The organism is Rhodococcus sp. 105337 (genome assembly GCF_012844225.1).
In the GTDB taxonomy this organism is placed as follows: domain Bacteria; phylum Actinomycetota; class Actinomycetes; order Mycobacteriales; family Mycobacteriaceae; genus Rhodococcus.
On record NZ_JABAGQ010000008.1, the window covers coordinates 97064 to 123135 of the forward strand.

Genomic DNA, 26072 nt, shown 5'->3' on the forward strand with positions numbered 1-26072 from the left:
ATCGGCTCTTCCGGTCGACTGTCAGTCGTGTGTGCCTGCCGGTGCCGCACCGGACATGTGCCGTCGCAGGAACGTTCCGACATCGTCCACCGCCTCGGCCGCCTCGCGTACGAGTCCGGCCTGCAGGTGCGCGACGTGCCACAACTCGGGCTGTTCGGTGTACTCCAGATCGACGCCCGCCGCACGCAGCTTCTCCGCGAACTCGGAGATCTGCGGGTACAGCACTTCCCTCACGCCCACCTGGATCAGCGTCGGGGGGAGTCCCGTGAGGTCTCCGTGCAGCGGCGCGTAACCGGGATCGGCCGGGTCGCCTGTGCCGAGGTAGGCCTCGGCGGACGAGAACGCCCAAGCGGTGTTGACGACGACGTCCCGGTCGAACGGCACGGTGCGGGAGCCCGGATCGACCCACGGCGACAGCAGGCCCAGCGCTGCCGGTGTGACGCCGTGCCGGTCGATGAGCCGGCGCGCGGTGGCGACCGACAGGCCGCCGCCCGCGGAATCACCGGCGAGCGGGGTGGTCGCCGCATCTGCGCCGTGCTCGGTGATCAGATCGATGTACGCGGCCACCGCGTCGTCGAGAGCGGCCGGGTACGGGTGTTCCGGAGCGAGGCGGTAGTCGAGTGCGTACACCACCGATCCGGTCGCGGCCGCGAGATGCGCGACCAGCGATCGGTGGGTGGCGGGGGAGGCGCAGGTGTATGCGCCGCCGTGCAGATACAGCACCGCTGTGGGTCGCTCCGTCGCCCCCACCGTGACCCGTTCGGCGGGTCGTCCGCCGAGCGTGACCTTCCGGACGACGGTGCCCTCCGGCAACGGCTGGATCGGTGCGGCGGCTTCGAGCAATCGCCGCTGCACCGAGTACGGCAGCCGCGCGTTGAGAGTGAGCCGGTAGAGGGGACGCAGGGTCGTCCGCACGAGGCGCAGTGGAAGCTGTGGCATCGGCGCAGCCTAGTTCTTGGGCATGATGCGACCCGCCACCGTCGCTAGGACACGCTGGTAGGACGGACCGACGATCCGGACCCAGCCGTCGAGCAACTTGGCGTCGGCGCCGATGAGCACGCGGGGGCGGTTCTTCCGGACGCCCCGGAGGATCGTCTTCGCGGCAGCCTCCGGGGTGGTACGGGCGAGTTTGCTGTCGAAGAACTGCGCGAAGCTCTGCTGGTCGTCGCCGTCGGGCACTGCCGCGTTCCGTGCGATGGCGGTCTTGATACCGCCCGGGTGCACACAGGTCACGCGGACAGGATGCTTGGCGATCAGCATTTCCTGGCGCAAGGATTCGGTGAATCCGCGAACCGCGAACTTGGCGGCGTTGTATGCCGTCTGGCCGGGGATGCCCAGGAGGCCGAACAGGCTCGAGACATTGATCAGGTGCCCGTCTCCGGATGCGATCAGGTGCGGCAGAAAGGCTTTGGTGCCGTTGACGACGCCCCAGAAATCCACATCGACGATCCGTTCGATGTCCTTGAACTCGGACCGTTCGAACTCACCGTGATAGGCGATCCCCGCGTTGTTGTACAACTGGTTGACCTTGCCGAAGCGGGCGACGACGGCGTCGGCGTACGCGTACACAGCTTCCCGCTGCGTGACGTCGAGGTGATCGGACTTCACCTCGGCACCGAGACTGCTTGCCAGGCGCGCGGTTTCCGCGAGACCCACCGTATCGACGTCGGACAGTGCGAGTGCGGCGCCCCGACCGGCGAGGTCGACGGCGAGCGCCCGCCCGATTCCGGATGCGGCTCCCGTGATGACGACGACCCGGCCCTCGAATTCGCTCACTGGAGTGCAGCCTTCCTGGATGCGGGCGCGGTGCGCTCGGTGGTGGTGCCGGCGGATTCGACGGCTTCGGCAGGTGCCGGGAGATCGGACTCGGCCACGCTACGGTACGCGTCGAGGTCGAAATGCTTGGTGATGCGGCGGAATTCGAAAGTGAAACCGGGCCAGAGCGTCGTGTTGTTGCCGTGCTTGTCGAGGTACCAGCTAGCGCAGCCGCCGTTGTTCCACACGCTGTTCTTCAGTGCGTCCTGGATTCCCCGGTTGTACTCGTCCTGGGCGTCCTGGCGCACTTCGACGGTGCCGAGACGATGCCGATCGATCGTGTCGATCGCGTCGACGAGATAGTTGAGCTGCGACTCGATCATGTACACCATGGACGTGTGTCCGAGGCCGGTGTTGGGGCCGACGAGGAAGAACAGGTTCGGGAACCCCGCGACCGTGGACCCCTTGTATCCCTGCATGCCGGTTTCGTCGAATACGTCTGCGAGAGAGCGACCGTCCTTGCCGAAGATCCCCGCGAACATCGGGGAGTCGGTGACGTGGAATCCGGTGGCGACGACGATCGCGTCGACCTCGCGGGTGGTGCCGTCCTTCGTCACGATGCCGTCGGTGGTGACCTCGGCGATGCCGTCGGTGACCAGGTCGACGTTCGGGCGGTCGAGTGCCGGGTAGTAGTTGTTGGAGATCAGCATGCGCTTGCAGCCGATTCCGAAATTCGGGGTGACCTTGCGCCGCAGTGCGCGATCGGAGATGCCCCGGCGGATCTGCGCCCTCGCGGCGAGTTCGAGCGGCTTCATGAAGACGGGTGCCTTGGCGAGCCCGACCACCTGTGTTTCCCGCATGAGGTACTGCAGGGTGCGTGAGAGTCGCTGGAAGCCGGGAATGTACCGGAAGGCGAACTTTTCGGCCTTCGTGTATTCGCGGTCGGCGCGGGGGAGGACCCACGGCGCGGTGCGCTGGTACACGTCGAGGTGCGCGACCGTGCCGGCGATGGCGGGCACGATCTGGATGGCAGACGCGCCGGTCCCGATGACGGCAACCCGCTTACCGGTGAGGTCGGCGTCGTGGTTCCACCGGGCGGAGTGGAAGATCTCGCCACCGAAGCGGTCGATTCCCGCGATGTCGGGAAGCGAGGGTTCGCACAGGGCGCCGACCGCGGAGACGAGGTTCTTGGCGCTGAAATCGCCACGGGTGGTGCGCACGTCCCAGCGGTGCGTGTCGCCGTTCCAGTGTGCGTCCTGGACGTCGCAGCCGAACACGGTGCGCCGGCGGACCTCGTACTTGTCGGCCACGGAGGTGATGTACGCCTGGATCTCGGGCTGGGGCGAGAACGAGCGTGTCCATCCGGGATTGAGTGCGAACGAGTAGGAGTAGAGGTTCGACGGCACGTCGCACGCGGCACCGGGATAGGTGTTGTCGCGCCAGGTGCCACCCACCTCGGCCGCGCGTTCGAGGACCAGGAATTCCTTGCCGGCCTGCGAGAGCTTGATGGCGGCGCCGAGTCCGGCGAACCCACTGCCGATGATCAGCGTATCGATCCGGCGGGTGCTCTCACCGGCGGAGGTGTCTGTAACCGGAAGACTCATGTATCTGAGATTAAGGGGTCGGCGTGACGTGGTCAATAGGTTGTTGACCATTATTCAATAAGAATGCTTGCATGGAACGGTGAAAGGCAACAGTTCCGTGAAACGAGGGCGGCGAACCCGCCTGAGTCCACAGCAACGCCGTGCTCAACTGATCGAGCTCGGCGTGGAGCTACTCGCCAGTCGCTCCCTCGACCAGATCTCGGTCGAGGACATCGCCGACCGCGCCGGGGTGTCGCGCGGACTGCTGTTCCACTACTTCGGGTCCAAGCACGATTTCCAGGTGGCGGTCGTGCAGCACATCAGCCGCGACATGCTCGAACGGACCGCTCCCGACGAGAGCCTGGATCCGATGGAGATGCTGCGCGGCACCGTCGTCGCGTACGTCGACTACGTCACCGAACGCCCCGCCACCTACGTCTCGATGCTCCGGGGTTCGGTCAGCGGCGACCCCGACATGCGGGCGGTCTTCGAGGAGACTCGGCGCGCCATGGTCGAGCGCACGGTCACGCACCTGCCGAGCATCGGTATCGATGTCGACGCAATGGTCCGCCTCGCGGTCCGCGGCTGGGTGGCGTTCGTCGAGGACATCACGATCGCGTGGCTGCAGGAGCAGGGCATCTCGCCGTCTCCGGCGCACGACCCGGACACCGCGCCGAACCACGACTCCGCACTCACCCGCGAGCAGTTCGTCGATCTGGCGGTCGCCGCGCTTCCCGCGGTGGTGGCGTCGGCTCAGCCGGACTCGATCGGCGGGCTGCCGTCGGAGCCGATCGCCGTCGAAACCTCGCGAGCCGGGCCGGTCGTCCCGTAGGACGAACCGACCCGGCTCGCATGAGAACCGTCAGGCCCCCGTGAGGGACCGCAACGGGGCTTCTTACCGCGTGAAGGCCTTCTCGAGGATCTCCTGCTGTTCGACAGCGTGGACCTTGCTCGATCCCGAGGACGGCGCGGACATCGCGCGACGCGAGATCCGCTTGATCCCGGCCAGCTTCTCCGGGAGCATCTCGGGCAGCGCCAGACCGAAGAACGGCCATGCACCCTGGTTCGCCGGCTCTTCCTGGACCCAGAAGAACTCGGACGCGTTCGGGTACTGCTCGAGCGTCTCCGCGATACGGCGACGCGGCACCGGGTACAGCTGCTCGACACGGACGATCGCGATGTCGTCGCGGCCTTCCTTCTGCTTCTTCGCGAGCAGTTCCCAGTAGATCTTGCCGGAGGTCAGCAGGACACGTTCGACCTTCGAGCGGTCGGCAGATCCGTCCTCGAACGGGACCTCTTCGAGGACGGAACGGAACTTGCCCTCGGTGAAGTCCTCGATGTTGCTGACCGCAGCCTTGTTGCGCAGCATCGACTTCGGCGTGAACACCACGAGCGGGCGGCGGATGCCGTCCAGGTGGTGACGGCGCAGCAAGTGGAAGTAGCTCGCCGGGGTCGACGGCATCGCCACGGTCATCGAGCCCTCGGCGCACAGCTGGAGCCAGCGCTCGATACGGCCCGAGGTGTGGTCGGGGCCCTGACCCTCGTGGCCGTGCGGCAGCAGCAGCACGACGTCCGAAAGCTGGCCCCACTTGGCCTCACCCGACGAGATGAACTCGTCGATGATCGACTGCGCGCCGTTGACGAAGTCGCCGAACTGCGCCTCCCACAGCACGAGTGCATCGGGGTTGCCCACCGAGTAGCCGTACTCGAAGCCCAGGCCTGCGAACTCGGTCAGAGCCGAGTCGTACACCATGAAGCGTCCGCCGTTACCGGCCTCGGCGGCGACTGCCGCGAGCGGGCTGTAATCCTCGCCCGTCTTGCGGTCGATCAGCACCGAGTGACGCTGCGTGAAGGTGCCGCGACGCGAGTCCTGGCCGGCCAGGCGCACGAGTGCGCCCTGCTCGACGAGCGAGCCGAATGCGAGGAGCTCGGCGTAGGCCCAGTCGATGTGGCCCTCGCGCGACATCGTACGGCGCTTCTCGATCACGGGCTTGACGCGCGGGTGCACGCTGAAGCCGTCGGGCACATCGGCGAACGCGTCGCCGATCCGCTCGAGCACGTCCTTGTCGACAGCAGTCTTCAGACGCGCGGGCGGAGTCTGGTCGAGCTCGACCGATTCGGACGGTTCCGGCTGGTACTTCTCCAGCTCGCGCACCTCGTTGAAGACCCGCTCGAGCTGACCCTGGTAGTCGCGCAGGGCGTCTTCGGCTTCCTTGAGCGAGATGTCCCCGCGGCCGATCAGGGCCTCGGTGTAGCTCTTGCGGACGCTGCGCTTGGTGTCGATGACGTCGTACATCGCCGGCTGCGTCATCGAGGGATCGTCGCCCTCGTTGTGGCCGCGGCGGCGGTAGCAGATCATGTCGATCACGACGTCCTTGTGGAACTTCTCGCGGAAGTCCACGGCGAGCTGCGCGACCCACACACACGCCTCGGGGTCGTCACCGTTGACGTGGAAGATCGGCGCACCGATCATCTTCGCCACATCGGTGCAGTACTCCGACGAACGCGAGTGTTCCGGGGCGGTGGTGAAGCCGACCTGGTTGTTGACCACGATGTGCACGGTGCCGCCGGTGCGGTAGCCGCGCAGCAATGCGAGGTTGAGCGTCTCCGCCACGACACCCTGACCCGCGAACGCGGCGTCGCCGTGCAGCAGCAGCGGCAGAACGGTGAAGCCGCTCTCGCCCTTGTCGAGGATGTCCTGCTTGGCGCGAACCAGGCCCTCGAGCACCGGGTTGACGGCTTCGAGGTGCGACGGGTTGGCGGTGAGCGACACCTTGATGTCGTTCTCGCCGAACATCTGGATGTAGGTGCCCTCGGCGCCCAGGTGGTACTTCACGTCGCCGGAGCCGTGTGCGGCGGCCGGGTTCAGGTTGCCCTCGAACTCCGTGAAGATCTGGGAGTACGGCTTGCCCACGATGTTGGCGAGCACGTTGAGGCGGCCACGGTGCGGCATCGCGATGGCGACTTCGTCGAGCTGGTGCTCGGCGGCCTGATCGATGATGGCGTCCATCATCGGGATGACCGACTCGGACCCCTCGAGCGAGAAACGCTTCTGGCCGACGTACTTGGTCTGCAGGAACGTCTCGAACGCCTCGGCGGCGTTGAGACGGCTGAGGATGTACTTCTGCTGGGCGACCGTCGGCTTGACGTGGTGCGCCTCGACGCGTTCCTGGATCCACTGCTGCTGCTCGGGCTCGAGGATGTGCGTGTACTCGATACCGACGTGGCGGCAGTACGCGTCGCGCAGCACCGACAGGACGTCGCGCAGCTTCATCTTCTGCTTGCCGTGGAAGCCGCCGACGTTGAACTCGCGATCGAGATCCCACAGCGTCAGATCGTGGGTGATCACGTCGAGATCCGGATGCGACCGGAACTTGTCGCGGACGAACTGCAGCGGATCGGTGTCGGCCATGAGGTGGCCGCGGCTGCGGTAGGCGGCGATGAGCTCGAGCACGCGGGTGCTCTTGTCGACCAGGCCCTCGGGCACGTCCTTGCGCCAGCGGACCGGCTCGTAAGGAATGTGCAGCGTGTGGAAGATCTCGTCGTAGAACTCGTCGGAGATCAGCAGCTGGTGGATGGTCTTGAGGAACTCACCCGATTCGGCGCCCTGGATGACCCGGTGGTCGTAGGTCGAGGTCAGCGTCAGCAGCTTGCCGATGCCCATCTCGGCGATACGCGCATCGGATGCGCCCTGGAACTCGGCGGGGTACTCCATCGCACCGGCACCGATGATCGCTCCCTGGCCGCCCATCAGGCGCGGCACCGAATGCACGGTGCCGATGCCGCCCGGATTGGTCAGCGAGATGGTGACGCCGGAGAAGTCTTCGCCGGTGAGCTTGCCGTCGCGCGCGCGGCGGACGATGTCCTCGTACGCCGAGTAGAACTGCGCGAAGTTCATCGTCTCGCAGTTGCGGATTGCGGCGACGACGAGCGAACGCGAACCGTTCTTGCCCGGCAGGTCGATCGCGAGACCGAGGTTGGTGTGCGCGGGGGTGACGAGGTTGGGCTTCCCGTCGATCTCGGCGTAGTGGTTGTTCATGTTCGGGTACGCCTTGACCGCCTGGACGATCGCGTAGCCGAGAAGATGAGTGAACGAGACCTTGCCGCCCCGGGTGCGGGCGAGGTGGTTGTTGATGACGATGCGGTTGTCGAACATCAACTTCGCGGGGACCGCGCGAACGCTGGTGGCCGTCGGGATCGACAGCGAGGCGTTCATGTTCTTCGCGACGGCAGCAGCCGCGCCCCGGAGAACCTTGGTCTCCTCGGACTTCTTGTCGGAAGAGGTGCTCGCCGGCTTCGGAGCAGGCTTGGACGCGGTCGCAGGCTTGGACGCGGTCGCAGGCTTGGCCGGTGCGGCCTTCGCCGGCGCGGCAGCCGGCTTCGCAGCAGAGTTACCGGCGTTGTCGGAGGACTTCGCGGGAGCCTTGGTAGACGAGGCGGACGCCTTCGGCGCTGCGGGTGCAGCAGCCGGGGCAGTCTTGGTGGCGGAGGGCTGAGTGGACTTCTCGGGGGTCTTCACCTCGGCGCCGTTGGAGCCTCCGGCCACGTGTGCCTCGGGAGAATAGTCGGTGAGAAACTCGTGCCAGCTCTCGTCCACGGACGACGGATCGTCCTGAAACCGCTGGTACATCTCGTCAACCAACCACTGGTTCTGTCCGAACTGTGATGTAGAGCTGCTGCTCACGGCAGTTGTTCGCCTCGTTTCTTTCTTCGGTACCCGATCGGAGCGCCTATGCATATGAGGCTAGCTGGTGGGTGTGTGACGATCCGAACTGATCATCCATGCCCGAGAGCCACCTCACAATCTGAGTCGACGGGGTCACCATCGACGACGGTTCTCGACCGCCGATTATTCCCTCAATCGTGCATCGCCGCAGAACGGACCCCGTTACAAATGCGAGGACTCACGTGTGATCTGTGACGAAGACGGGTGTACGACGCCGTCGCCCACCGTCTCCGGCACGAGCGCTCCGCTGGCGAGTTGCCACAACGTGGTGTACAGACCGCCCGCACGACGCAACGTCTCGTGGGGTCCGGCTTCGACGATCCGTCCGCCGTCGACCACCACGACGAGATCGGCGCGCGCTGCCGTTGCGAGGCGATGCGCGACGACGACCGCGGTGCGCGAACGCGTGACGGTCGCCCCTGCCTCGAGCACCGCGCGTTCCGTGGCGGGATCGAGGGTCGCGGTCGCCTCGTCGAGCAGCAACAGGTCGGGGTCGACCAGTTCCGCGCGGGCGAGCGCGATGAGCTGGCGCTGCCCCGCGGACAGTCCTTGCCCGCGCTCACCGACGGGATGGTGCATACCGCCGCTCAGCCCGGCGATCATGTCCAGAGCACCGACGGCCCCGGCCGCACTCTCGATGCGCTCGCGACTCGACTCGGGCCGGCCGTAGGCGATGTTGCTCGCGATGGACCCGGTGAACAGGTGCGCCTCCTGCGGCACCACGCCGAGCCTTGCGCGGTAGTCCGGCAGGCGGTAACGCCTCACATCGGTCCCGTCGACGCGCACCGCACCGGAGGTGGGGTCGTAGAACCGCGCCAGCAGTTTGACGACCGTCGACTTTCCGGCGCCGGTGCGGCCGACCAGTGCCACGGTCGCGCCCGCGGGAATGTCGAGATCCACGTCGGTGAGCGCATCGCTGTCGGCGCCGCTGTACCGGAACCCGACGCCGCGAAGGCTCACGTCGCCGTGCAGGTGACCGGAAATGGGAACGTCCCCGGTCGGCCCGGTTTCGAGGGAACTCTCGGTGCGCAGAAGGTCGCCGATGCGGCGGAGCCCGACGCGGGCCTGCTGGTAACCGTCGAACACCTGCGACAACTGCTGGATGGGAGCGAAGAGCAGGTTCAGATAGAGCACGAAGGCGATGAGCACACCGGGAGTGGCAGCACCCGACGCGACCTCGCGCGCGCCGACGAACACGACCGCCGCCAGCGCGAGGTCCGAGAGCAGCGAGATGAAGGGGAAGTACAGCGAGATCGCTCGCTGCGACCGCATGCGGCTGCGACGGTACGAGTCGGCACGCTCGGCGAACAGCCGGGCCGCGTTCTCCTCACGGCGATAGGCCTGCGCGGCCCGCAGACCCGTCACGTTCTCCTGGAACATCGCGTTGACCTGCGATATACGTTCGCGGGACTGCGCATATGCATCGCGTGAGACAGCCCTGAACCAGAACGTCACCGCGATGAGGACGGGGATCGCCGCCAGAACGACGAGGGCCAGCGACCCGTCGGTCACGATCAGTGCGACGGAGATGCCGGTCAGCGTCAGCACGCTGACCACCGCGGTCGACAGACCTGTCTGGATGAACTGGGACAGCGCATCCACGTCCGTCGTCATGCGCGTCATGATCCGGCCCGACAGTTCCCGTTCGTAGTAGTCGAGTCCCAGTCTCTGCAGGTGCGCATAACTGCGCACGCGCAGTCCGAACAGGACCCGCTCGCCGGCCCGGGCGGTCAGGATCGTCAGGATCGCCACCGCCGCCCAGCCGAGCAGCGCGAGGACTGTGCCCGCGAACGCCGCTTCCCACAGCGCCTGCGGGTTGCCGGGCGTCACGCCGCGGTCGACGGCGAATCGCACGATCGTCGGAAACGCGATTCCGATGAGCGACTCGACCGCCAGGCACACTGCCACGGCGGCGAGCAACAGCCGCACCGGCCGCAGGGTGGTCCACAAGCGGAACTCGGGATCCGGTCGGCGCAGCGCATCCGAACGCAATGCCGGGGCGTCACCCGGGGTCTCGGTAGCCGGTGGCAGTGCGGCCACCGCTGCGCGCAACTCCGGTGTCGGAGCGACGGCGCCGAGTGCGCCGCTGCCCGGTCCACCGCCTCCGGGGCCGCGTGGAGCGGGCGGTGCCCCGGTGGCCGCCGGTGTGGTGGCCTCGGGCTCGAATTCCGTGGGCCAGAGGACATGGGCGTCGAGGGGTTCCGGCTCGCCGGGCAGGTCCTCGTCGAGAACCTCACTGCTCGACAGAAGCCGCCGGAACACGGGACTGCGTGCGTCGAGTTCGTCGGCGGTGCCCACGTCGACGATCCGGCCACCGTCGACCACCGCGACGCGGTCGGCGAGAGCCAGCGTGGAGCGGCGGTGGGCGAGCACGAGGGTGGTGCGCTGGGGCTGTGCCCGGAGCGCGGCGTAGATCGCGGCTTCGGTTTCCGCGTCCACCGCGGACGTCGCATCGTCGAGAATCAGGACACGCGGGTCGACGAGCAGAGCCCGGGCGAGTGCGACGCGCTGTCGCTGTCCGCCCGACAGCGTCAGGCCCCGTTCGCCGACGACGGTGTCGTACCCGTCGGGCAGCGCCTCGATGAACTCGTCCGCCCGTGCCGCCGTGGCGGCGGCGCGGATCTCCTCGTCGGTCGCATCGGGACGACCGAGCGCGATGTTGGAGGCGACGGTGTCGGAGAACAGGAACGGTTCGTCGAAGACCAGGCTCACCGCCGAACGCACGTCGGCGGCGCGCAGCGATGCGACGTCGACGTCCTCGCCGTTCGAGGTCACGCACACCGATCCGGCGTGAGGCGCGTAGAACCGCGGGACGAGCAGCGACATGGCAGTTTTGCCGGAACCGGCGGGGCCGACGACCGCGACGGTCTCGCCGGGGGACAGTTCGAGGTCGACACCGCGCAGGACATCGCGGCCGGGTTCGAAACCGAAGGTGACGTTGCGGAAGGCCAGTCCGAGCGGACCCTCGGGGAGAGTCGCAGGATGCGGGGGATCGGCGACATCGGGCTCGGTGTCGATCACTTCGTACACGCGCTCGACGGCCGCGCGGGAGAGTTGCGCCATGATCACGACCTGGGCGAGGGTCCGGGTCGTCGCGGTGGTCGTTGCGACATAGGCCGTGAACGCGACGAACGTACCGACGGTGATCGTGCCTTCGAGGGCGAGCCAGCCGCCGATCGCAATGGTGGCTACCAGTCCCAGCTGGGGGATGGCGCCCATCGGTGCGGCGAACCGGGAGTTCACCCGGGCCGCGCGCAATCGTTCGGCGTAGAGCCGGCGCCCGTGATCCTCGAGTTGATCGACCGCCCGGCTTTCCTGTCCGAAACCTTTGACCACCCGCACGCCGGTGACCGTTTCCTCGACGTGCTGTGCGAGATCCGCCGCGCGCTGCTGCGCCGACCACGTGGCCGCGAACAGTGTGGGACGGACGACGCGGACCACCGTCACGATGATCGGCACCGCCACCACCGCGACGAGTGTGAGCAGCGGGGACAGCGCGAGCATGATCACGACGGAGAGAACGAACTGCAACAGCGCACCCGCGGACATCGGTACGAGTGCGAGCAATCCCTGGACGAGTTGCAGGTCCGTGATCGACCGGGACACCACCTGGCCGGTCCGGATCCGGTCCTGTCCGTGACCGTCGAGCCGTTGCAGCGATCCGAGCAGCCGTAGCCGAAGGTCGTGCTGGACGTTCAGAGACAAGCGTCCGGCGAGCATGCGCCGGCCGTACTGGCATCCGAACCGGACGACCGCACCGGCAGCGATCGCACCCGCGGCCAGCCCGATCAGTCGCGTGTCGTCCGGGGCGACGTCGCCCTGTCCGGTCGCACTGTCGAGGGCGACCTTCGTCAGCAGCGGGAACGCGATATCGATCAGTGCAGCGACGATCGTGACCGCGAGAGCCCCCAGCGCCTGAGTGCGGTGGCGCAGGGCTTCGCCTCCGAGCCGGCGTATCCAGCCGGTCGGAGGCGACTCCGGTGCGGTGAGGTGTGCCATCCGATCGACACTATCGCCGCCCGGCGACACCGGTGAGCGCGCGGGGTCAGACGAAGTCGCGGTTGCGGGTCCGCCACCAGCCGAGGCCACAGAACAGCACCGTCCAGAGAATCAGGACGAGGGGTGCGAGCGGCCACCGCACCGCCATCTCGACGTCGTCCGGCATTTCGACCACCGAGAACAGCGTGTACCAGGTGACCTGTCCGGGCAGGTACTGCGCGATCGCGCCCAGCCCGATCCCGTGCAGGACCAGCGAGACGATCAGTTCACCGAACGGGATCCACGCGCAGATCGCGAGAACGGAACCCGTCATCGAGCCGGTGAGCAGTCCGAGTCCCGCGCCGATCAGCGCCCACAGCACGGCGCAGAGCAGACCGGTGCCGAGGACCGCGCCGACCGTTCCGAAATCGGCACCGCTGAACCCGCCGCCGAACAACAAGATGGTCAAGGCGGAGATTGCTTCGGCGACGAGGCAGTACGCCAGACCGAAGATCGCGACGACCGCCAGCTTTGTTGCGAGAACCCGGTCGCGGCCCCGCGTGGTGAGGAACGTCGTGATCACCGTGCGGTGCTGGAATTCGCTGCCGGTGTTGACCACCCCGAACAATGCCGCGAAGAGGAACACCAGTGCCAGGGCCAGTGAGATGCCCACTGCCGCTGCGGCGGCCTCCGCGAAGTCCTCACCGACCACGTCTTCGAGTTGACGCATCACCGGCAGCGTCAGCGCCCCGCAGAACAGTCCGACGAGGAGCGGAGCGATGCCGAGAATCCACCAGTAGCGCAAGCTCAGCACTTTGCGGAACTCGGCGGTCAGGAGCGCGGTCATGCGGAGGGTCCTTCTGATCCGGTCGGCTGTTGCTGCGGTGGGCCGTAGTACTGCTGTGGCGGGTTCGGCTGGGCGGGATACGGCTGCGGGGGGTACGGCTGCGGGGGGTACGGCTGCGGCGCGTACTGCTGGTGGGGCCCGGGGTGCTGGGGATTCGCGTATTGCGGCGGGTGAGTGATCTGCGCGGGTCCCGGATACTGCTGGTAGCCCGGGTACTGCTGGGCCGGGTGCGGCGGCTGTCCCCAGCCGGGGCCGTTCCACGGGCCGCCGGGCCCGGGGTGCGTAGCCGTGTAGCGACCGGCGGTCATCGACAGGTACACCTGCTCGAGGTCGACACTTTCGACGGTCGTGCCGAAGAGGGTGACCTGTGATTCGGCGGCGAGCGTGGTGATCCGGTCGACCGAGAGGCCCACGACCGCCAGACGCCCGTCGGGCTGGACCTGCGCGTCGGTGTGCCCGGCCGCGGCGAGGGCGGTGGCGAGCCGGGCAGGGTCCGATGCGGCCACCAGGACACGTGGCCGGTACGTCGCACGGAGTTCCTCCATGCTGCTCGCGGCCACCAGTGCTCCGTTGCTGATGATGACGAGGTGGTCCGCCATCTGTTCGACCTCGCGCAGGATGTGGCTCGAGATCAGCACGGTCCCGCCGTTGCGGGCGTAGGAGACGAGGAAATCGCGTAGCCAGGCCATGCCCTCGGGATCGAGACCGTTGGCCGGTTCGTCGAGGACCAGGTACCGCGGCTGCCCCAGCAGCGCGGTCGCGAGCGCGAGGCGCTGCCGCATGCCGAGCGAGAACTCACCGATACGGCGCTTCGCAGCGGGCGCCAGGCCGACCAGGTCGAGCATCTGGGTCGCGCGGGTGTCGGGAACCCCGATTGCCGCGCAGTACACGCGCAGGTGTGTCAGAGCCGTGTGTTTCGGGTGTGCGCTGCGCGCGTCGAGTACCGCGCCCACGGTCTGTGCGGGGTGCTCGAGGTCTGCGAACGGGACACCGTCGACGAAAGCGGCTCCGGAGGTCGGGCGGATGAGGCCGAGCACCATGCCCAGCGTGGTCGTCTTACCGGAACCGTTGGGTCCGAGAAAACCGGTGACGGAACCGGGAGGAACCGTGAAACTCAGCTCGGCCACCGCGGTGTGAGTGCCGAACGCCTTGGTCAGTCCTTGGACGACGATCCCCGCGGGCGGCACAGACGGCTGCCCACCGAATCCTGCACCGCCGTACGGCGTGTGCGCTGACGGTGTTGTCACCGGTGAGAACCCCCTTGCACTCGGCCACGCGGCACCGTGCCACGAGCCTTCGTGAGCTTACGTGCAGGACCGCGACGACTCACGATGTCCGCATGGCGGGAATGGGCACACGACGAGTTCACGAGGGTGGACGCAAACGCACCCGGGGAGCGGTTCAGGGCGGCACACTGGACACGCCCGTACCGCTCCGACGAGGAGGGCACATGTCCGACGAAATGCCCGTGGACTGGGACCCCCGCTCGTCTGCCGTTCAGGACAACCAGATCGCCGCCTACGACGACATGCGGCACCGGTGCCCCGTGGCCCACAGCGCGTATGGCAATTGGGCGGTGTTCCGCCACGCCGACGTGGTGCGCATCCTCGACGACCCCGCGGCCTTCAGCAATCGGGTCTCCCCTCGACGGTCCGTCCCCAACGGCATGGACCCGCCCGAGCACACCCTGTTCCGCGACATCAACGACCGGTACTTCACTCCGGAACGGATGCGCGCCTTCGAACCCGACTGCCGTGAGGTGACGCGCGGACTGCTGGACGCGCTCGGCGACGGGGACGTGGAAATCATGTCGGCTCTGGCCGAGCCGTTCGCGAACCACATGCAGTGCCGATTCATGGGCTGGCCCGAACGGTTGCACGAACCGCTCCGCGAGTGGGCTCGCAGGAATCGCGAGGCCACGCTCGCACTCGACCGTGAGGCGATGGCCGCCGTCGCCGGCGAGTTCGACAGCTACATCCGCGAACAACTCGACGAGCGGCGTGAGAACCCTACGCACGACGTGACCTCCGAACTGCTCGCAGAGCGGGTCGACGGAAGGCCGCTCTCCGACGACGAACTCGTCTCCATGATCCGCAACTGGACGGTCGGGGAACTGAGCACCATCAGTGCGGGTGTCGGCATCGTCGCGTCATTCCTGGCATCCCGCCCCGACGTGCAGAGTGTGCTGAGAGCCGAGCCGGACCGAATCCGCGCCGCGTGCGACGAGATCCTGCGAATCCGGCCGCCGCTCATCGCCAATCGGCGTCGCACGACGCGCGATGTCGTCGTCGCCGATCGCGCCATCCCGGCGGGCGAACGCGTCCTGGTGCTGTGGGCGTCCGCCGACCGTGACGAGGAGATCTTCGGCGATCCCGACGAATTCTCATTCGACCGTGACCCGGAACCGAACCTGCTCTACGGACGTGGCGTCCACGCGTGTCCCGGAGCACCGCTCGCGCGACTCGAACTGACCGTGCTCGTCGAGGAACTGCTCGGCGCGACCACCTCGCTGACCGCGGCCGAGGGCGCCCACCTTGTCTACGCCACCTATCCGGCCGGCGGGTACAGCGAGGTTTCGGTCTCGCTCGTACGGAGGTGAGCCGGGACCGTATCGGTACCCGGGTGTGGGACAGCCGCCGGACGTACGCGGACGGCACGTCCACCGTCAGGCCACGGGAGGCACCGTCCGGAGTTCGCTCCAGGTCGCGGGCGGCGGGCCGAAGGCGTCGCGGGCGTTGGTGATGGTGCGCTTCCCGATCGCACGGTTGCCCGCGCCACCGATCGCGGCACCGATTCCGGCGGGGACCAGTTTGCCCAGCACCAGTGCGCTCCGTTTGGCGAGGTACTTGCGAACGAATCCCTTCACGAGCGAGTTGTTCACGACCTTCAACTGCTTGTTGTCGAGTTGGCCGGTGAGCGCTTTCGGCAAGTTCTTCATCGACGTACCTGTGGCCGCCGCGACGATCTCCTTGCCGGTGTCGCCGAGCGCGACCGCCAGCACGAGTGCCCGTCGCTGTTCGTGGTCGTGGGGTTCGATGCCGTGTACGGCCGCGATCGCGAGGGTGAGCAGAGCCGACGCTTCGAGAAAGAAGATCGTCTCCGCGCCCACCGCGCCGAGTGCCGCGACGGTACCCACTCCGGGGAAGGCTGCGGTCGCGCCCACCGCGGATCCGCTGCCCGTGACGCCGAGCAGGAACTGCTTTTCGAGACGCGTGATGATCTGCGCGGGGGATTCGTCCGGATGCGCACGACGCAGGAGGTCGACGTACTTCGCAACTGCGGGTCCCTGCAGCTTGCTGCCGTTGTCGAGCAACCGCACGAGCATTTTCTCGACGGGTCCCGTGGTGTCCTTCATTCGGCTTCTGTCCTCTTTTCTGCGGGAGCTGGTTACGCTTGTCGAGTGACCGGCTCTTCTGGCGCAGTCGGGGTTTCCCAGGGTGCTCGGCAGCGGCCTGCGCCGCTGCTGAGACCGTTCGTGCGTTGGTACGAAGGATATCGGCTGGCGGGCTTTCCGCCCGGAATCCATCGCGGTATGCCGTCACCGGAAGTTACGGTAATTATCACGTTTGGCGAGCCGGTTGCCTTGCTTCCCGACGTCGGACCGCCCGACACATTCGACGCACTCGCGAGTGGTTTGTCGTCCGCGCCGGTGATCATCGCGCACACCGGATTCCAGCACGGAATCCAGTTGTCGCTCACGCCCGCCGGCGCCCGCGCCCTCCTCGGCGTACCTGCTGCCGCACTGGGGTCGTGGGCTGTCGATCTCGAGGACGTGCTGGGTGTGGACTATCGGGAATTGAACGACGGTCTGGCCGGCACGCCGACGTGGCCGGAAAGATTCGCGATTCTCGATCGCATCCTCGCCAGACGCCTCGTGGCGAGTGGCGAGGTGGGAATCGACAGCGCACTCTCGCAGGCGTGGCGGATGCTGGTGTCCGACCCCGGACGTCCGGTTCGGACAGTGGCCGACGAACTCGGCTGGAGCCGTAGGCATCTCACCGGCCGGTTCGTCGCAGAATTCGGCCTGCCACCCAAGGAGGTCGCGCGGGTCGCGCGTTTTCACCGCTCACGAAGTCTGTTGCGAACCGCGGGACCGCACCGCCTCGCAGACGTCGCCGCTGTGTGCGGCTACTACGACCAAGCCCACCTGGCCCGGGAGTGGCGCGACCTCGCCGGTGTGCCGCCGTCCCGCTGGCTGGCCGAGGAAGTGTTCCCAATCGTCCAAGACGAGTGAGCCACCGGCGCGAAGACTGGGGTCATGACGAACACATCGGAGACCACAGCAACCACGACAACCACCAGCAGCGGCCACGCCCCCGGAGTGTGGCCGTGTCTGTCCTACAGCGACGCACGGGCCGCGATCCGGTTCCTCGTCGATACCCTCGGATTCGCCGAAAGCGCCGTCTACGGGGAGGGGGACCGCGTCGACCACGCCGAACTGACGTGGCCGTACGGCGGCGGACTCATGCTCGGGTCCGTCAAGCGTGAGACCGAGTTGAGCCAGCACCCCGACGACGGCTCGGTGTATCTCGTCGTTCCCGAGGACTCCATAGCCGACGACCTGTACCGGAAGGTTGTCGACGCGGGGGCGACCATCACCGTCGGACTCCGTGACGAGGACTACGGATCACACGGGTTCACCTGCCGCGACCCGCACGGCGTGTACTTCAGCATCGGCACCTACCCCGGTCACGGATTCGGAGAGTGACGACGCGGCGCGTGGTCGGGAGGAACACTCTCGGCCACGCGCGGCGGCGGTGGCGGAGTGCCGTCGCCGAACGGCCTCCCGCCCAGGACGTCGCGTCCGTGCGGGCTGAGCCAATTCGCCAGATCGGGTCCCCGCGGAACGATCCGGCTCGGGTTGATATCGGTGTGCACCAGGTAGTAGTGCTGTTTGATCTGCACGAAATCGACGGTGTCGCCGAAACCGGGCGTCTGGAACAGGTCTCGGGCGTATCCCCACAACGCGGGAAACGCCGTGAGCGGATTCCGGTTGCACTTGAAGTGGCCGTGATAGACCGGATCGAAGCGCACCAGAGTCGTGAACAGCCGCACGTCGGCCTCGGTGATCGACTCGCCCACGAGGTAACGACGGGTGCCCAGTCGTTCCTCGAGCTGATCGAGTCGCGCGAACAGCCGGTCGAACGCCTGGTCGTACGACGCCTGCGAACCTGCGAACCCGCACCGGTACACGCCGTTGTTCACATCGCGGTACACGGCGTCGGACACCTCGTCGATCTCGTCCCGCAACCTCTCCGGATACAACTCGGGTGCACCGTCGCGGTGATACCGCGTCCACTCGGTGGAGAAGTCGAGCGTCATCTGCGCGTAGTCGTTGGTGACGACTTCGCCGGTCGGGACCTCGACGATCGCGGGAACGGTGATCCCCCGGTCGTACCCGGGGAACCGGGCGAAGTAGGCGTCCTGGAGCCGCGGGATGCCGAGTACCGGGTCGACACCGCCGGGATCGAGGTCGAAGGTCCAGCTGCGTTCGTCGTGTGTGGGACCGCACAAGCCGAGCGACAGCGCGTCTTCGAGTCCGAGCAGTCGCCGCACGATCACGGCGCGGTTCGCCCACGGGCACGCCCGTGCCGCGACGAGCCGGTAACGCCCGGGCTCGACGGGATAGCCGTCGCGGCCGTCGGCGGTGATGCGGGTGTCGATGTACCGGGTGTCACGGGTGAAGCCGGAACCCGGCTCGACGTAGGTGCCGCCGGTCTTCTTGTCTGATCCGCGGTTCTCGGCCACGGCGCACCTCGCTCTGTCTCGTGCCGACGCGTATTAGGGGTCGGCGGGTAGTCGCACGGTCATCTGTGTTCCCCATTCGGTGTACCCCGACACCGCAGCGAGTCCACGCGCGGCGGCGTTGCCCCGCCGCACACGGGACATGGGGATCAGGCCTGTGTCGAGCGCGTCGTGGGTCGCGAGCGTTGTCACGGTCGCGGCGAGTCCGATCCGCCGGTACTCGGGTGCGGAGATCACACGCACGTCGGCGAGCAGCGAATGCAGTTCGCGGTAGCCCGCTCCGGCGAGGGGCCGGCGATCGTCGTCGAGCAGAACGAACGATCGGCTCGGCCACGCGAGCGGCAGATCGGTTTCGGTCACGTCGTCGGGAGGGCAGTGGCGCAAGAGTTCGGCGAGGTCCTCGGCCTCGTGGGAGACGAGGGGGTCGCGTACGCGCGTCGCGTCCACCCAATCGGCGCACAGTCCCAGGTCCTCGATGCGTACCGCGCGCCCGCCGGTGGCGTCGCGTACCGCGGTCTCGTCGATTCGGTCGGGCGTGAGTTCCGCGATCGCCGACACGGCCGATTCGGGACCGACCACCGCGACGGCCTCGCCCACCCGCAGGATGCGAAGGGTGCGCGTCGTCGCGTCCACGCGCAGTACCGCACCCGGCGTGGTGAGTGCGTTGTCGGCGAGTCCGAGCGCACGGCACCATGCCAAGGTGGCGATGCTCGAGAGATGCGGGTCCACCGGGATACCGTAGACCTTCGAGGAGCGGAGGGGTTTTCGTGAGCGGTGTCACCGAGGGGAGCGGTACGGCCACACCGGAGGGGGCCGGCGGGCAATGGGCGGCCTTGGCCGCGCTGTGCCTCGGGTTCTTCATGATCCTGGTGGACAGCACCATCGTCGCCGTGGCGAACCCGGCAATCCTGCGTGCGTTCGACACCGACATCGACAGCGTCGTCTGGGTCACCAGCGCCTACCTGCTCGCGTATGCGGTGCCGCTACTGGTCACCGGACGCCTGGGTGATCGTTTCGGCCCCCGGCGGATGTACCTGGGCGGTCTCGTCGTGTTCACGGGAGCGTCGCTGTGGTGCGGCATGTCGTCGACGGTCGAGATGCTCATCGTGGCGCGCGTGTTCCAGGGGTTCGGCGCGGCGATGATGTCCCCGCAGACGATGACCGTGATCACCAGGATTTTTCCGCCCGACCGTCGTGGCAGTGCCATGGGGTTGTGGGGCGCGGTGGCAGGCATCGCGACGTTGGCGGGTCCCCTCGCCGGGGGCGTTCTGGTGGACACCCTGGGGTGGGAGTGGATCTTCTTCGTGAACGTCCCCGTCGGCATCGTCGGTTTCCTCCTCGCCGTACGGTATGTGCCGGTTCTGCCGACTCACGCCCACCGCCTCGACATTCCAGGCGTGATCCTGAGCGGACTGGGCTTGTTCTGTCTCGTGTTCGGCATCCAGGAAGCCAACTCGTACGACTGGTCCGCGCGGGTGTGGTTGCTGATCGGTGCCGGCATCGCGTTGCTGGTGGTGTTCGTCCGGTATCAGGCGGTCACCCGCGGCGAGCCACTCGTGCCGCTCGTGTTGTTCCGCGACCGAAACTTCTGCCTGGCGAACGTGGGAATCGCCTCGATCGGCTTCGCGATCACGTCCGTGATGCTGCCGTTCATGTTCTACGCCCAGGCGGTGCGGGGACTGAGCCCGACCGGCGCGGCAGTGCTCATGATTCCGATGGCCGTGCTGAGCGGGGTGCTCGCGCCGGGCGTGGGCCGTCTGGTCGACCGGGTGCATCCGAGGGTGATCGCGTCCGCCGGGTTCGCCCTCCTCGCCGTCGCGTTCGCGTGGCTGTCGCTGGTCATGACGCCGGACACGTCCAGTCTGCAGTTGTTGCTGCCGATCGGGCTGATGGGTGTCGCGAGCGCCGCTATCTGGTCGCCGTTGTCGGCGACCGCCACCCACCACCTCTCGCGGGCCCTGGCCGGTGCGGGTTCCGGCGTGTACAACACCACCCGGCAGGTCGGGGCGGTACTCGGCAGCGCGGCACTGGGATCGCTCATGGCCGCGCGACTGTCGGCGAACGGCTTGGGCAGTGGTGGTGCGTCCGAGATGGATGCCCTCGAGATGCCGGTCTCCTTGCACGAACCGTTCGCGGCGGCGATGGCCCAGTCCATGTGGCTGCCGACGGCAGTCCTGCTGGTGGGGCTCGTCGCGTCGCTGGCGTTCGAACGTCCGCGGAGCCAGAGACTGCGCCGCGAGGCGGGCGCGCAGACTGCCGCCGAGAGCGCCGCACTGTGACCCGGCGTGTGCGTTCTACGCCGCTTTGTCGTTCACGCCCCCCGAGTGTGACGCGCGCCATATAGTTCAACCACGCGCAGCCGTGGGAGGTGGCATGTCATTGGCGGTGGTGGAGATTCCCGCTGGGGCCGGGTGGTTGAGGGACGAGCGTGTCACGCGCCGTTCCGGAGGCATCCTCCAGTACGAAGGGCTCGAACCGTGCCTGGCGGAACTCCTCGACCGCAGTGCGCTCAGATTCTCGAACAATGTTGCGGCGGTTGATCGTTCGGGACACACCCTGACCTACCGCGAGCTGTGGTCGGCTGCCGCCAGGGTGGCGGGCGGGTTGCTCGACCAAGGTGTCGGACCGGCAGACCGGGTGGTCGTGGACTACTGCAACGGCTTCGAGTGGCTGCGAGCGTTTCTCGGCGTCGTACTCGCCGGTGCCGTACCCGTTCTGCCCGATCCGGCATGCAGCGAAGCCGAACTCGAGTGGATCGTGGCCGACAGCGGTGCGGTGCTCTGCCTCCAGGGCCCGCCGCCCGACGGCATCGCGTTCCTCGACGGCGGAGCGTCGCCGGACGAACTCGCGCTGCTGTACTACGTGCGCAGATGGGGCGGAGGCATGCACGGGGTCGAACTGACCAACACCAACGTGCTGTCGACGATCGAAGCAGTTGCGCGCGCGATGAATCTGGCGGGCGAGAGTGCCCGCACGGTCATCACCGCGCCGCTGTCGACGTCGGTCGGGTGCAGTGTGCAGTTGCTGCCCACCTTGGCGTTCGGCGGCACGGTGGTCGCGTCGGGTTCGCGCGGAATCAGGGTGCCGTGGCGGCATCCTCGTGCGTCGTTCCCCTCCGCGCGATGCGTCCGCGGGTGGGGAGTGGCCGAGACGGGCGGCATCGGGCTGTTACTGCCGTCCGAGTACCGCAAGCAGCATCCCCGCAGTGTGGGTGTCCCGTTCGGGGGAATCGAGGTGGGTCTCCTCGGTCCCGGTGCCGAAAGCGGTGTAGGTGAGTTGCTGTGCCGGGGCCCCAGCGTCGCGAGACGCTATTGGAACGACCCGGTAGGGACGGCCGACACGTTCTCCGACGACGGGTGGTTCCGTACCGGCGACCAGGTGTACATCGACGACGAGGGGTTCGTCTATCCGGTGGCCGTGCGGGTGGCGTGAGCGGTGGGACACGGCATTCTCGCGACCGCCGGCGTCCGGTATACACCGGGTAACCGAATTCTCCGGCCGAGCGAGCGGGGACGGTCCGCACCCCACAACAGAAGGATGTTTTCATGTCCGACGAAGTCCTGCTCGAGCGTCGTGGCCGAGTCCTCGTCATCACCATCAACCGGCCCGACGCCCGAAACGCGGTCAACGCGGCGGTCAGTCGCGGTCTCGCCGACGCGGTCGACACCCTCGACGAGGACGCCGGACTCTCGGTCGGTGTGCTGACCGGCGCCGGCGGGAACTTCTGCGCCGGCATGGACCTCAAGGCATTCGTCGCGGGTGAGAACGTTGCGATCCCCGGCAAGGGACTCGGCTTCACCGAAGCCCCGCCCCGCAAGCCGCTCATCGCGGCAGTCGAAGGTTTCGCGCTCGCCGGCGGCACCGAACTGGTTCTCGCGACCGATCTGGTGGTCGCCGGGAAGAACGCGAAGTTCGGCATTCCCGAGGTCAAACGAGGTCTGGTCGCGGCAGGCGGTGGCCTGCTGCGGCTTCCGTCCCGCATTCCGTACCAGAAGGCGATGGAACTGGCTCTGACCGGCGACTCCTTCACCGCGGAAGAAGCCCACGGCTTCGGTTTCGTCAACACCCTGACCGAGCCCGGCGCGGCACTCGACGGCGCCCTCGCGCTTGCCGAGCGCATCACCGCCAACGGCCCGCTGGCGGTGGCGGTGACCAAGGAGATCATCGCCAAGTCGGTGGACTGGGCGGCGGACGAAGCGTTCTCGAAGCAGATGGAGCTGGCCGCTCCCGTGTTCGTCTCCGAAGATGCGCGCGAAGGTGCGACGGCATTCGCGGAAAAGCGGCCACCCGTGTGGCAGGGCCGCTAGTGCCCTGAGCAGGGCCGGAAGAGCCGACAGAGAGGACACGCCCGTGACATCGAGAGACGATCTCGGCGACGTGGATCGGCACGCGTCGCCGGAAGATGCACTGGCCGAACTGCACGTGCACATCGAGGGCACGCTCGAGCCGGAACTGATGCTCGAACTGGCCGAACGCAACCACGTGACGTTGCCGCACGGAGACGTCGACTACCTTCTGTCCGGGCACGAGTTCTCGGGGTTGCAGTCGTTTCTCGATCTGTACTACGCGAACATGGAGGTTCTCCGTACCGCCGAGGACTTCTCCGATCTCGCGCGCGGCTACCTTGCGCGCGCTGCACGCGCCGGGATCACCCACGCCGAGTTCTTCTTCGATCCGCAGGCGCATGTGGTGCGCGGAGTCCCGCTCGAGGACGTGGTGGAGGGACTGTCCGATGCCGTCGCGGTGTCCCGCCGGGAGTTCGGTGTCGACGCGGCCATGATCGCCTCGATCGTGCGCGACCATCCGGTACCGGACGCCCACGCGATGTTCGGCGAGCTGATGCGGCTTCAGGCCCCGATCGTCGCGCTCGGCCTCGATTCGGCGGAGGTCGGGTACCCGCCGTCACTCTTCGAAGACGTCTTCGCGCGCGCCCGGGCGGAGGGTTTGCACATCACTGTGCACGCCGGCGAAGAGGGGCCGCCCGAGTACGTGTGGCAGGCACTCGATCTGCTCGGGGCCGAACGCATCGACCACGGGATTCGTTCGCTGGAAGACCCTGCTCTCGTCGAGCGCCTCGTCGAGGAGCAGATCCCGCTCACCACCTGCCCGTTGTCGAACGTGAGGTTGCACGTCGTCGAGTCGCTGTCAGTGCACCCGTTGCACCGGATGCTCGATGCAGGCTTGGCGGTGACCATCAACTCCGATGATCCCGCGTACTTCGGCGGTTACGTCGACGACGTGTTCGCTGCCTTGCACGACGAGCTCGGTCTCACCGAAGAGGAGCGGAAGCTCCTCGCGCGCAATTCGATCCGAGCCGCGTTCACCTGAGCGCGGCGGCGCCGGTCATGCGCCGAGCACTCGGTCGAGATACGGATTGGCGAACATGCGGGCGGGGTCCACGCGATCGCGGACAGCCAGGAAATCGTCGAATCGTGGGTAGGCCGCACGCAGGTCGGCGGCGGCGCGTCCGTGCATCTTTCCCCAGTGCGGACGGCCGTCCACCGCGCGCATGATCGACTCGACCGCATCGAAGTACGCGCGGTGATCGCGCCGGTGATACTGGTGCACTGCGACGTACGCGGTCTCGCGGCCGTACGCGGTCGACAACCAGACGTCGTCCCGTGCGGCGAAGCGCACCTCCACGGGGAACCCGATCCGGGTGCCGCTTGCCTCCAGCCAGGAGTCGATCTCGTGGAGCACCTCCGGCAGGGCCTCGACCGGGACGGCGTATTCCATCTCGCGGAAGCGGACCCGGCGCGGGGACGCGAACACCCGGTAGCTGCGGTCGACGAAGGTGCGGGCGGACAGGGCACGCGAGGCGATCCGGTTGAGCTGCGGGATGGCGCCGGGAGCGCGGGTGCCGACGTGCTGGAAGGCTCCGAAGACGCCGTTGGAGAGGACCTCGTCGTCGAGCAGTCCTCTGAACCGTCCGACCGGCTGGGTGGGCGCGGCGCCGTCGAGTCGGGTGTTGTGTTTGGTCAGCACACCGTCGGTGTGGGGAAACCAGTAGAACTCGAAGTGGTCCACGCCGGTCCGCAGCGACTCGATGTCTTCGAGTGTCTCGTGCAAGGACGACGGCGCTTCGTGTGCGCGCAACCGGAACGCCGGCACGCAGTCGAGGGTGACCGTTGCGAGGATACCCAGTGCGCCGAGGCCCAGCCGTGCGGCTTCGAACAGCGCCGGGTCGTGCTCGGGTGAACATTCCGCCACGCTTCCGTCGGCGAGGACGACGGTCAATCCCTGCACCGAAGCCGCGAGGCCCGTGAAACCCGTTCCGGTGCCGTGTGTTCCGGTCGAGATGGCGCCCGCGATGGTTTGGACGTCGATGTCGCCGAGGTTGGGTACCGCCAGTCCCATCTCCCACAGCATCGCACTCAGGTCGCGCAGGCGCGTGCCGGCGGACACGGTCACGAGGGCTCCGGTGGGGGTCTGTTCCGTCGAGAGGATCCCCGAGAGAGCGCCGAGCGACACCAGCGTGCCGTCGGTGACGGCGACGCCTGTGAACGAATGGCCCGCGCCCACCGCCTTGACGTGCTCGCCGCGCCGGGACGCGCGCGCAACCACGGCGACGAGGTCGTCGATCGTGCGGGGGGTGTCGAAACGCCGGGGTGACGCCGCTTCGGTCCGCGCCCAGTTGTGCCAGGTTGCCATCACACAATCATGATCTTGGACAAGCGTTCAGGTCAATAGCCACACCGGAGTGACGCCGGGATCTACGATCGGACCATGCTGAATCGGTTGCCCGCGGATGAGCGCCGGACACAACTCGTCGAGTCGGCGCTCGCGCTCGCCGAGCAGGGAGGAGTGGGCGCGGTGACCGTCCGTGCGGTCGCCGAGAAGGCCGGCGTATCCCTCGGCGTCGTGCACTACTGCTTCGAGAACAAGGAAGCGCTCGTCGTCGCGATGGCGGAAACGCTCATCGACCAGCTGGGAGAGGCCATGAACGCGGCCTTCGACATTCCCGACGACGTGCCCGGCCCGGAGGGGCTGGGCGGACTCCGTCAGCTTCTGCACGCGGGCCTCACCGCGATGTGGCCCGCTCTCGAGTTCACGGCCGGACGCCAGCTGCTCACCTACGAGATCACCGCGTACTCGTTGCGGCACCGGCCCGCCGGGATCGCGCCCACCGGTGCGGGTTCGCCCGTTGCAAGCGGCGACATCGCGGCACTGCAGTACCAGCGGATGGACGACCATGCCGGCCGCTTCCTGCTGGCGTGCGCCGACCGATCCGGCACCGAATGGATCGAACCCGTCCCGAGCCTCGCGCGACTTGCTCTGGCGTTACTCGACGGGCTTGTGCTCCGCTGGCTCGTCGATCAGGACGACGACGCGGTGACCATCGAACTGGACAACCTGGCGGAGATCATCGCCTCCCGCGCCATCGAACGACCGTGATCGACCCGACCGACGTTTCCGACCGACAACCGGATGGATGTGC

20 protein-coding genes are annotated in these 26072 nt (G+C 67.6%); 9 read left to right on the top strand and 11 right to left on the bottom strand.

The features are described from left to right. Nucleotides 1-21: 21 nt before the first annotated feature. The 3 genes from HF886_RS14180 to HF886_RS14190 are packed head-to-tail and all read right to left on the bottom strand — an operon-like array spanning nucleotide 22 to nucleotide 3359. Nucleotides 22-939 (bottom strand): alpha/beta hydrolase, encoded by a 918-nt coding sequence (locus HF886_RS14180; RefSeq protein ID WP_169652619.1) that lies wholly within the window; start codon nucleotides 937-939, stop codon nucleotides 22-24. Nucleotides 940-948: 9 nt separating this feature from the next. Beyond that, on the bottom strand, nucleotides 949-1776 hold the full coding sequence (locus HF886_RS14185; RefSeq protein ID WP_169652620.1) for an SDR family NAD(P)-dependent oxidoreductase: 828 nt from the start codon (nucleotides 1774-1776) through the stop codon (nucleotides 949-951). Next, nucleotides 1773-3359, bottom strand: coding sequence for an NAD(P)/FAD-dependent oxidoreductase (locus HF886_RS14190; protein WP_169652621.1), 1587 nt, complete (start codon nucleotides 3357-3359; stop codon nucleotides 1773-1775). The genes HF886_RS14185 and HF886_RS14190 overlap by 4 nt, the downstream gene beginning before the upstream one ends. A 97-nt stretch (nucleotides 3360-3456) precedes the next feature. Here HF886_RS14190 and HF886_RS14195 point away from each other — a divergent pair, with 97 nt between their 5' ends. After that, nucleotides 3457-4170 carry a TetR/AcrR family transcriptional regulator gene (locus tag HF886_RS14195; protein WP_169621674.1) on the top strand — a complete coding sequence of 238 codons (714 nt, stop codon included), beginning with the start codon at nucleotides 3457-3459 and terminating at the stop codon, nucleotides 4168-4170. A 63-nt stretch (nucleotides 4171-4233) separates the two neighbouring features. Here HF886_RS14195 and HF886_RS14200 read toward each other — a convergent pair whose 3' ends face one another. The 4 genes from HF886_RS14200 to HF886_RS14215 form a co-directional block, all read right to left on the bottom strand. Continuing rightward, nucleotides 4234-8022, bottom strand: a complete 3789-nt coding sequence (locus HF886_RS14200) for a multifunctional oxoglutarate decarboxylase/oxoglutarate dehydrogenase thiamine pyrophosphate-binding subunit/dihydrolipoyllysine-residue succinyltransferase subunit (protein WP_169652622.1) — start codon at nucleotides 8020-8022, stop codon at nucleotides 4234-4236. A 204-nt stretch (nucleotides 8023-8226) separates the two neighbouring features. Next, nucleotides 8227-12063 carry an ABC transporter ATP-binding protein gene (locus HF886_RS14205; RefSeq protein ID WP_169652623.1) on the bottom strand — a complete coding sequence of 1279 codons (3837 nt, stop codon included), beginning with the start codon at nucleotides 12061-12063 and terminating at the stop codon, nucleotides 8227-8229. Nucleotides 12064-12109: 46 nt separating this feature from the next. Then, nucleotides 12110-12889 (bottom strand): ABC transporter permease, encoded by a 780-nt coding sequence (locus HF886_RS14210; protein WP_169652624.1) that lies wholly within the window; start codon nucleotides 12887-12889, stop codon nucleotides 12110-12112. Beyond that, entirely contained in the window at nucleotides 12886-14046 is a 1161-nt protein-coding gene (locus HF886_RS14215) for an ATP-binding cassette domain-containing protein (protein WP_206038803.1), read from the bottom strand. Before HF886_RS14215 ends, HF886_RS14210 begins: the two co-directional genes overlap by 4 nt. A gap of 293 nt (nucleotides 14047-14339) precedes the next feature. Between HF886_RS14215 and HF886_RS14220 the strand changes: the two genes are divergently transcribed. Next, on the top strand, nucleotides 14340-15488 hold the full coding sequence (locus tag HF886_RS14220) for a cytochrome P450 (RefSeq protein ID WP_169652626.1): 1149 nt from the start codon (nucleotides 14340-14342) through the stop codon (nucleotides 15486-15488). A 66-nt stretch (nucleotides 15489-15554) separates the two neighbouring features. Here HF886_RS14220 and HF886_RS14225 read toward each other — a convergent pair whose 3' ends face one another. Continuing rightward, nucleotides 15555-16244 (bottom strand): hypothetical protein, encoded by a 690-nt coding sequence (locus HF886_RS14225; protein ID WP_169621680.1) that lies wholly within the window; start codon nucleotides 16242-16244, stop codon nucleotides 15555-15557. Between the two features lie 45 nt (nucleotides 16245-16289). Between HF886_RS14225 and HF886_RS14230 the strand changes: the two genes are divergently transcribed. Together HF886_RS14230 and HF886_RS14235 are read left to right on the top strand one after the other, a co-directional pair. Next, nucleotides 16290-17123, top strand: coding sequence for an AraC family transcriptional regulator (locus tag HF886_RS14230; protein ID WP_296548900.1), 834 nt, complete (start codon nucleotides 16290-16292; stop codon nucleotides 17121-17123). A 24-nt stretch (nucleotides 17124-17147) separates the two neighbouring features. After that, nucleotides 17148-17597, top strand: coding sequence for a VOC family protein (locus HF886_RS14235; protein WP_169652628.1), 450 nt, complete (start codon nucleotides 17148-17150; stop codon nucleotides 17595-17597). On the opposite strand, the gene HF886_RS14240 is transcribed toward HF886_RS14235, so the two are convergent. Together HF886_RS14240 and HF886_RS14245 are read right to left on the bottom strand one after the other, a co-directional pair. Next, nucleotides 17579-18637, bottom strand: a complete 1059-nt coding sequence (locus HF886_RS14240) for a glutathione S-transferase C-terminal domain-containing protein (RefSeq protein WP_169621683.1) — start codon at nucleotides 18635-18637, stop codon at nucleotides 17579-17581. The genes HF886_RS14235 and HF886_RS14240 overlap by 19 nt on opposite strands. 33 nt (nucleotides 18638-18670) lie before the next feature. Further along, the gene (locus HF886_RS14245; RefSeq protein WP_169652629.1) at nucleotides 18671-19363 is read right to left on the bottom strand and encodes a GNAT family N-acetyltransferase; all 693 of its coding nucleotides are present in this window, start codon (nucleotides 19361-19363) and stop codon (nucleotides 18671-18673) included. Nucleotides 19364-19401: 38 nt separating this feature from the next. On the opposite strand from HF886_RS14245, the gene HF886_RS14250 reads away from it, so the two are divergent. The 4 genes from HF886_RS14250 to HF886_RS14265 all read left to right on the top strand — a co-directional run bounded on the left by HF886_RS14250 (nucleotide 19402) and on the right by HF886_RS14265 (nucleotide 23962). Beyond that, nucleotides 19402-20913, top strand: a complete 1512-nt coding sequence (locus HF886_RS14250; protein WP_346765370.1) for an MFS transporter — start codon at nucleotides 19402-19404, stop codon at nucleotides 20911-20913. A 94-nt stretch (nucleotides 20914-21007) separates the two neighbouring features. Then, nucleotides 21008-22066, top strand: coding sequence for an AMP-binding protein (locus HF886_RS14255; RefSeq protein ID WP_206037057.1), 1059 nt, complete (start codon nucleotides 21008-21010; stop codon nucleotides 22064-22066). A 113-nt stretch (nucleotides 22067-22179) separates the two neighbouring features. Continuing rightward, the gene (locus tag HF886_RS14260) at nucleotides 22180-22941 is read left to right on the top strand and encodes a crotonase/enoyl-CoA hydratase family protein (RefSeq protein WP_169652631.1); all 762 of its coding nucleotides are present in this window, start codon (nucleotides 22180-22182) and stop codon (nucleotides 22939-22941) included. Nucleotides 22942-22984: 43 nt separating this feature from the next. Further along, a complete protein-coding gene (locus tag HF886_RS14265; protein ID WP_346765156.1) occupies nucleotides 22985-23962 on the top strand; it encodes an adenosine deaminase in 978 nt (325 codons plus the stop codon). Between the two features lie 15 nt (nucleotides 23963-23977). Here the strand turns inward: HF886_RS14265 and HF886_RS14270 are convergent, their stop codons facing one another. Next, nucleotides 23978-25285 carry a D-arabinono-1,4-lactone oxidase gene (locus HF886_RS14270; protein ID WP_169621688.1) on the bottom strand — a complete coding sequence of 436 codons (1308 nt, stop codon included), beginning with the start codon at nucleotides 25283-25285 and terminating at the stop codon, nucleotides 23978-23980. Between the two features lie 75 nt (nucleotides 25286-25360). On the opposite strand from HF886_RS14270, the gene HF886_RS14275 reads away from it, so the two are divergent. Further along, nucleotides 25361-26029 carry a TetR/AcrR family transcriptional regulator gene (locus HF886_RS14275; protein WP_169652632.1) on the top strand — a complete coding sequence of 223 codons (669 nt, stop codon included), beginning with the start codon at nucleotides 25361-25363 and terminating at the stop codon, nucleotides 26027-26029. Nucleotides 26030-26072 lie beyond the last annotated feature (43 nt).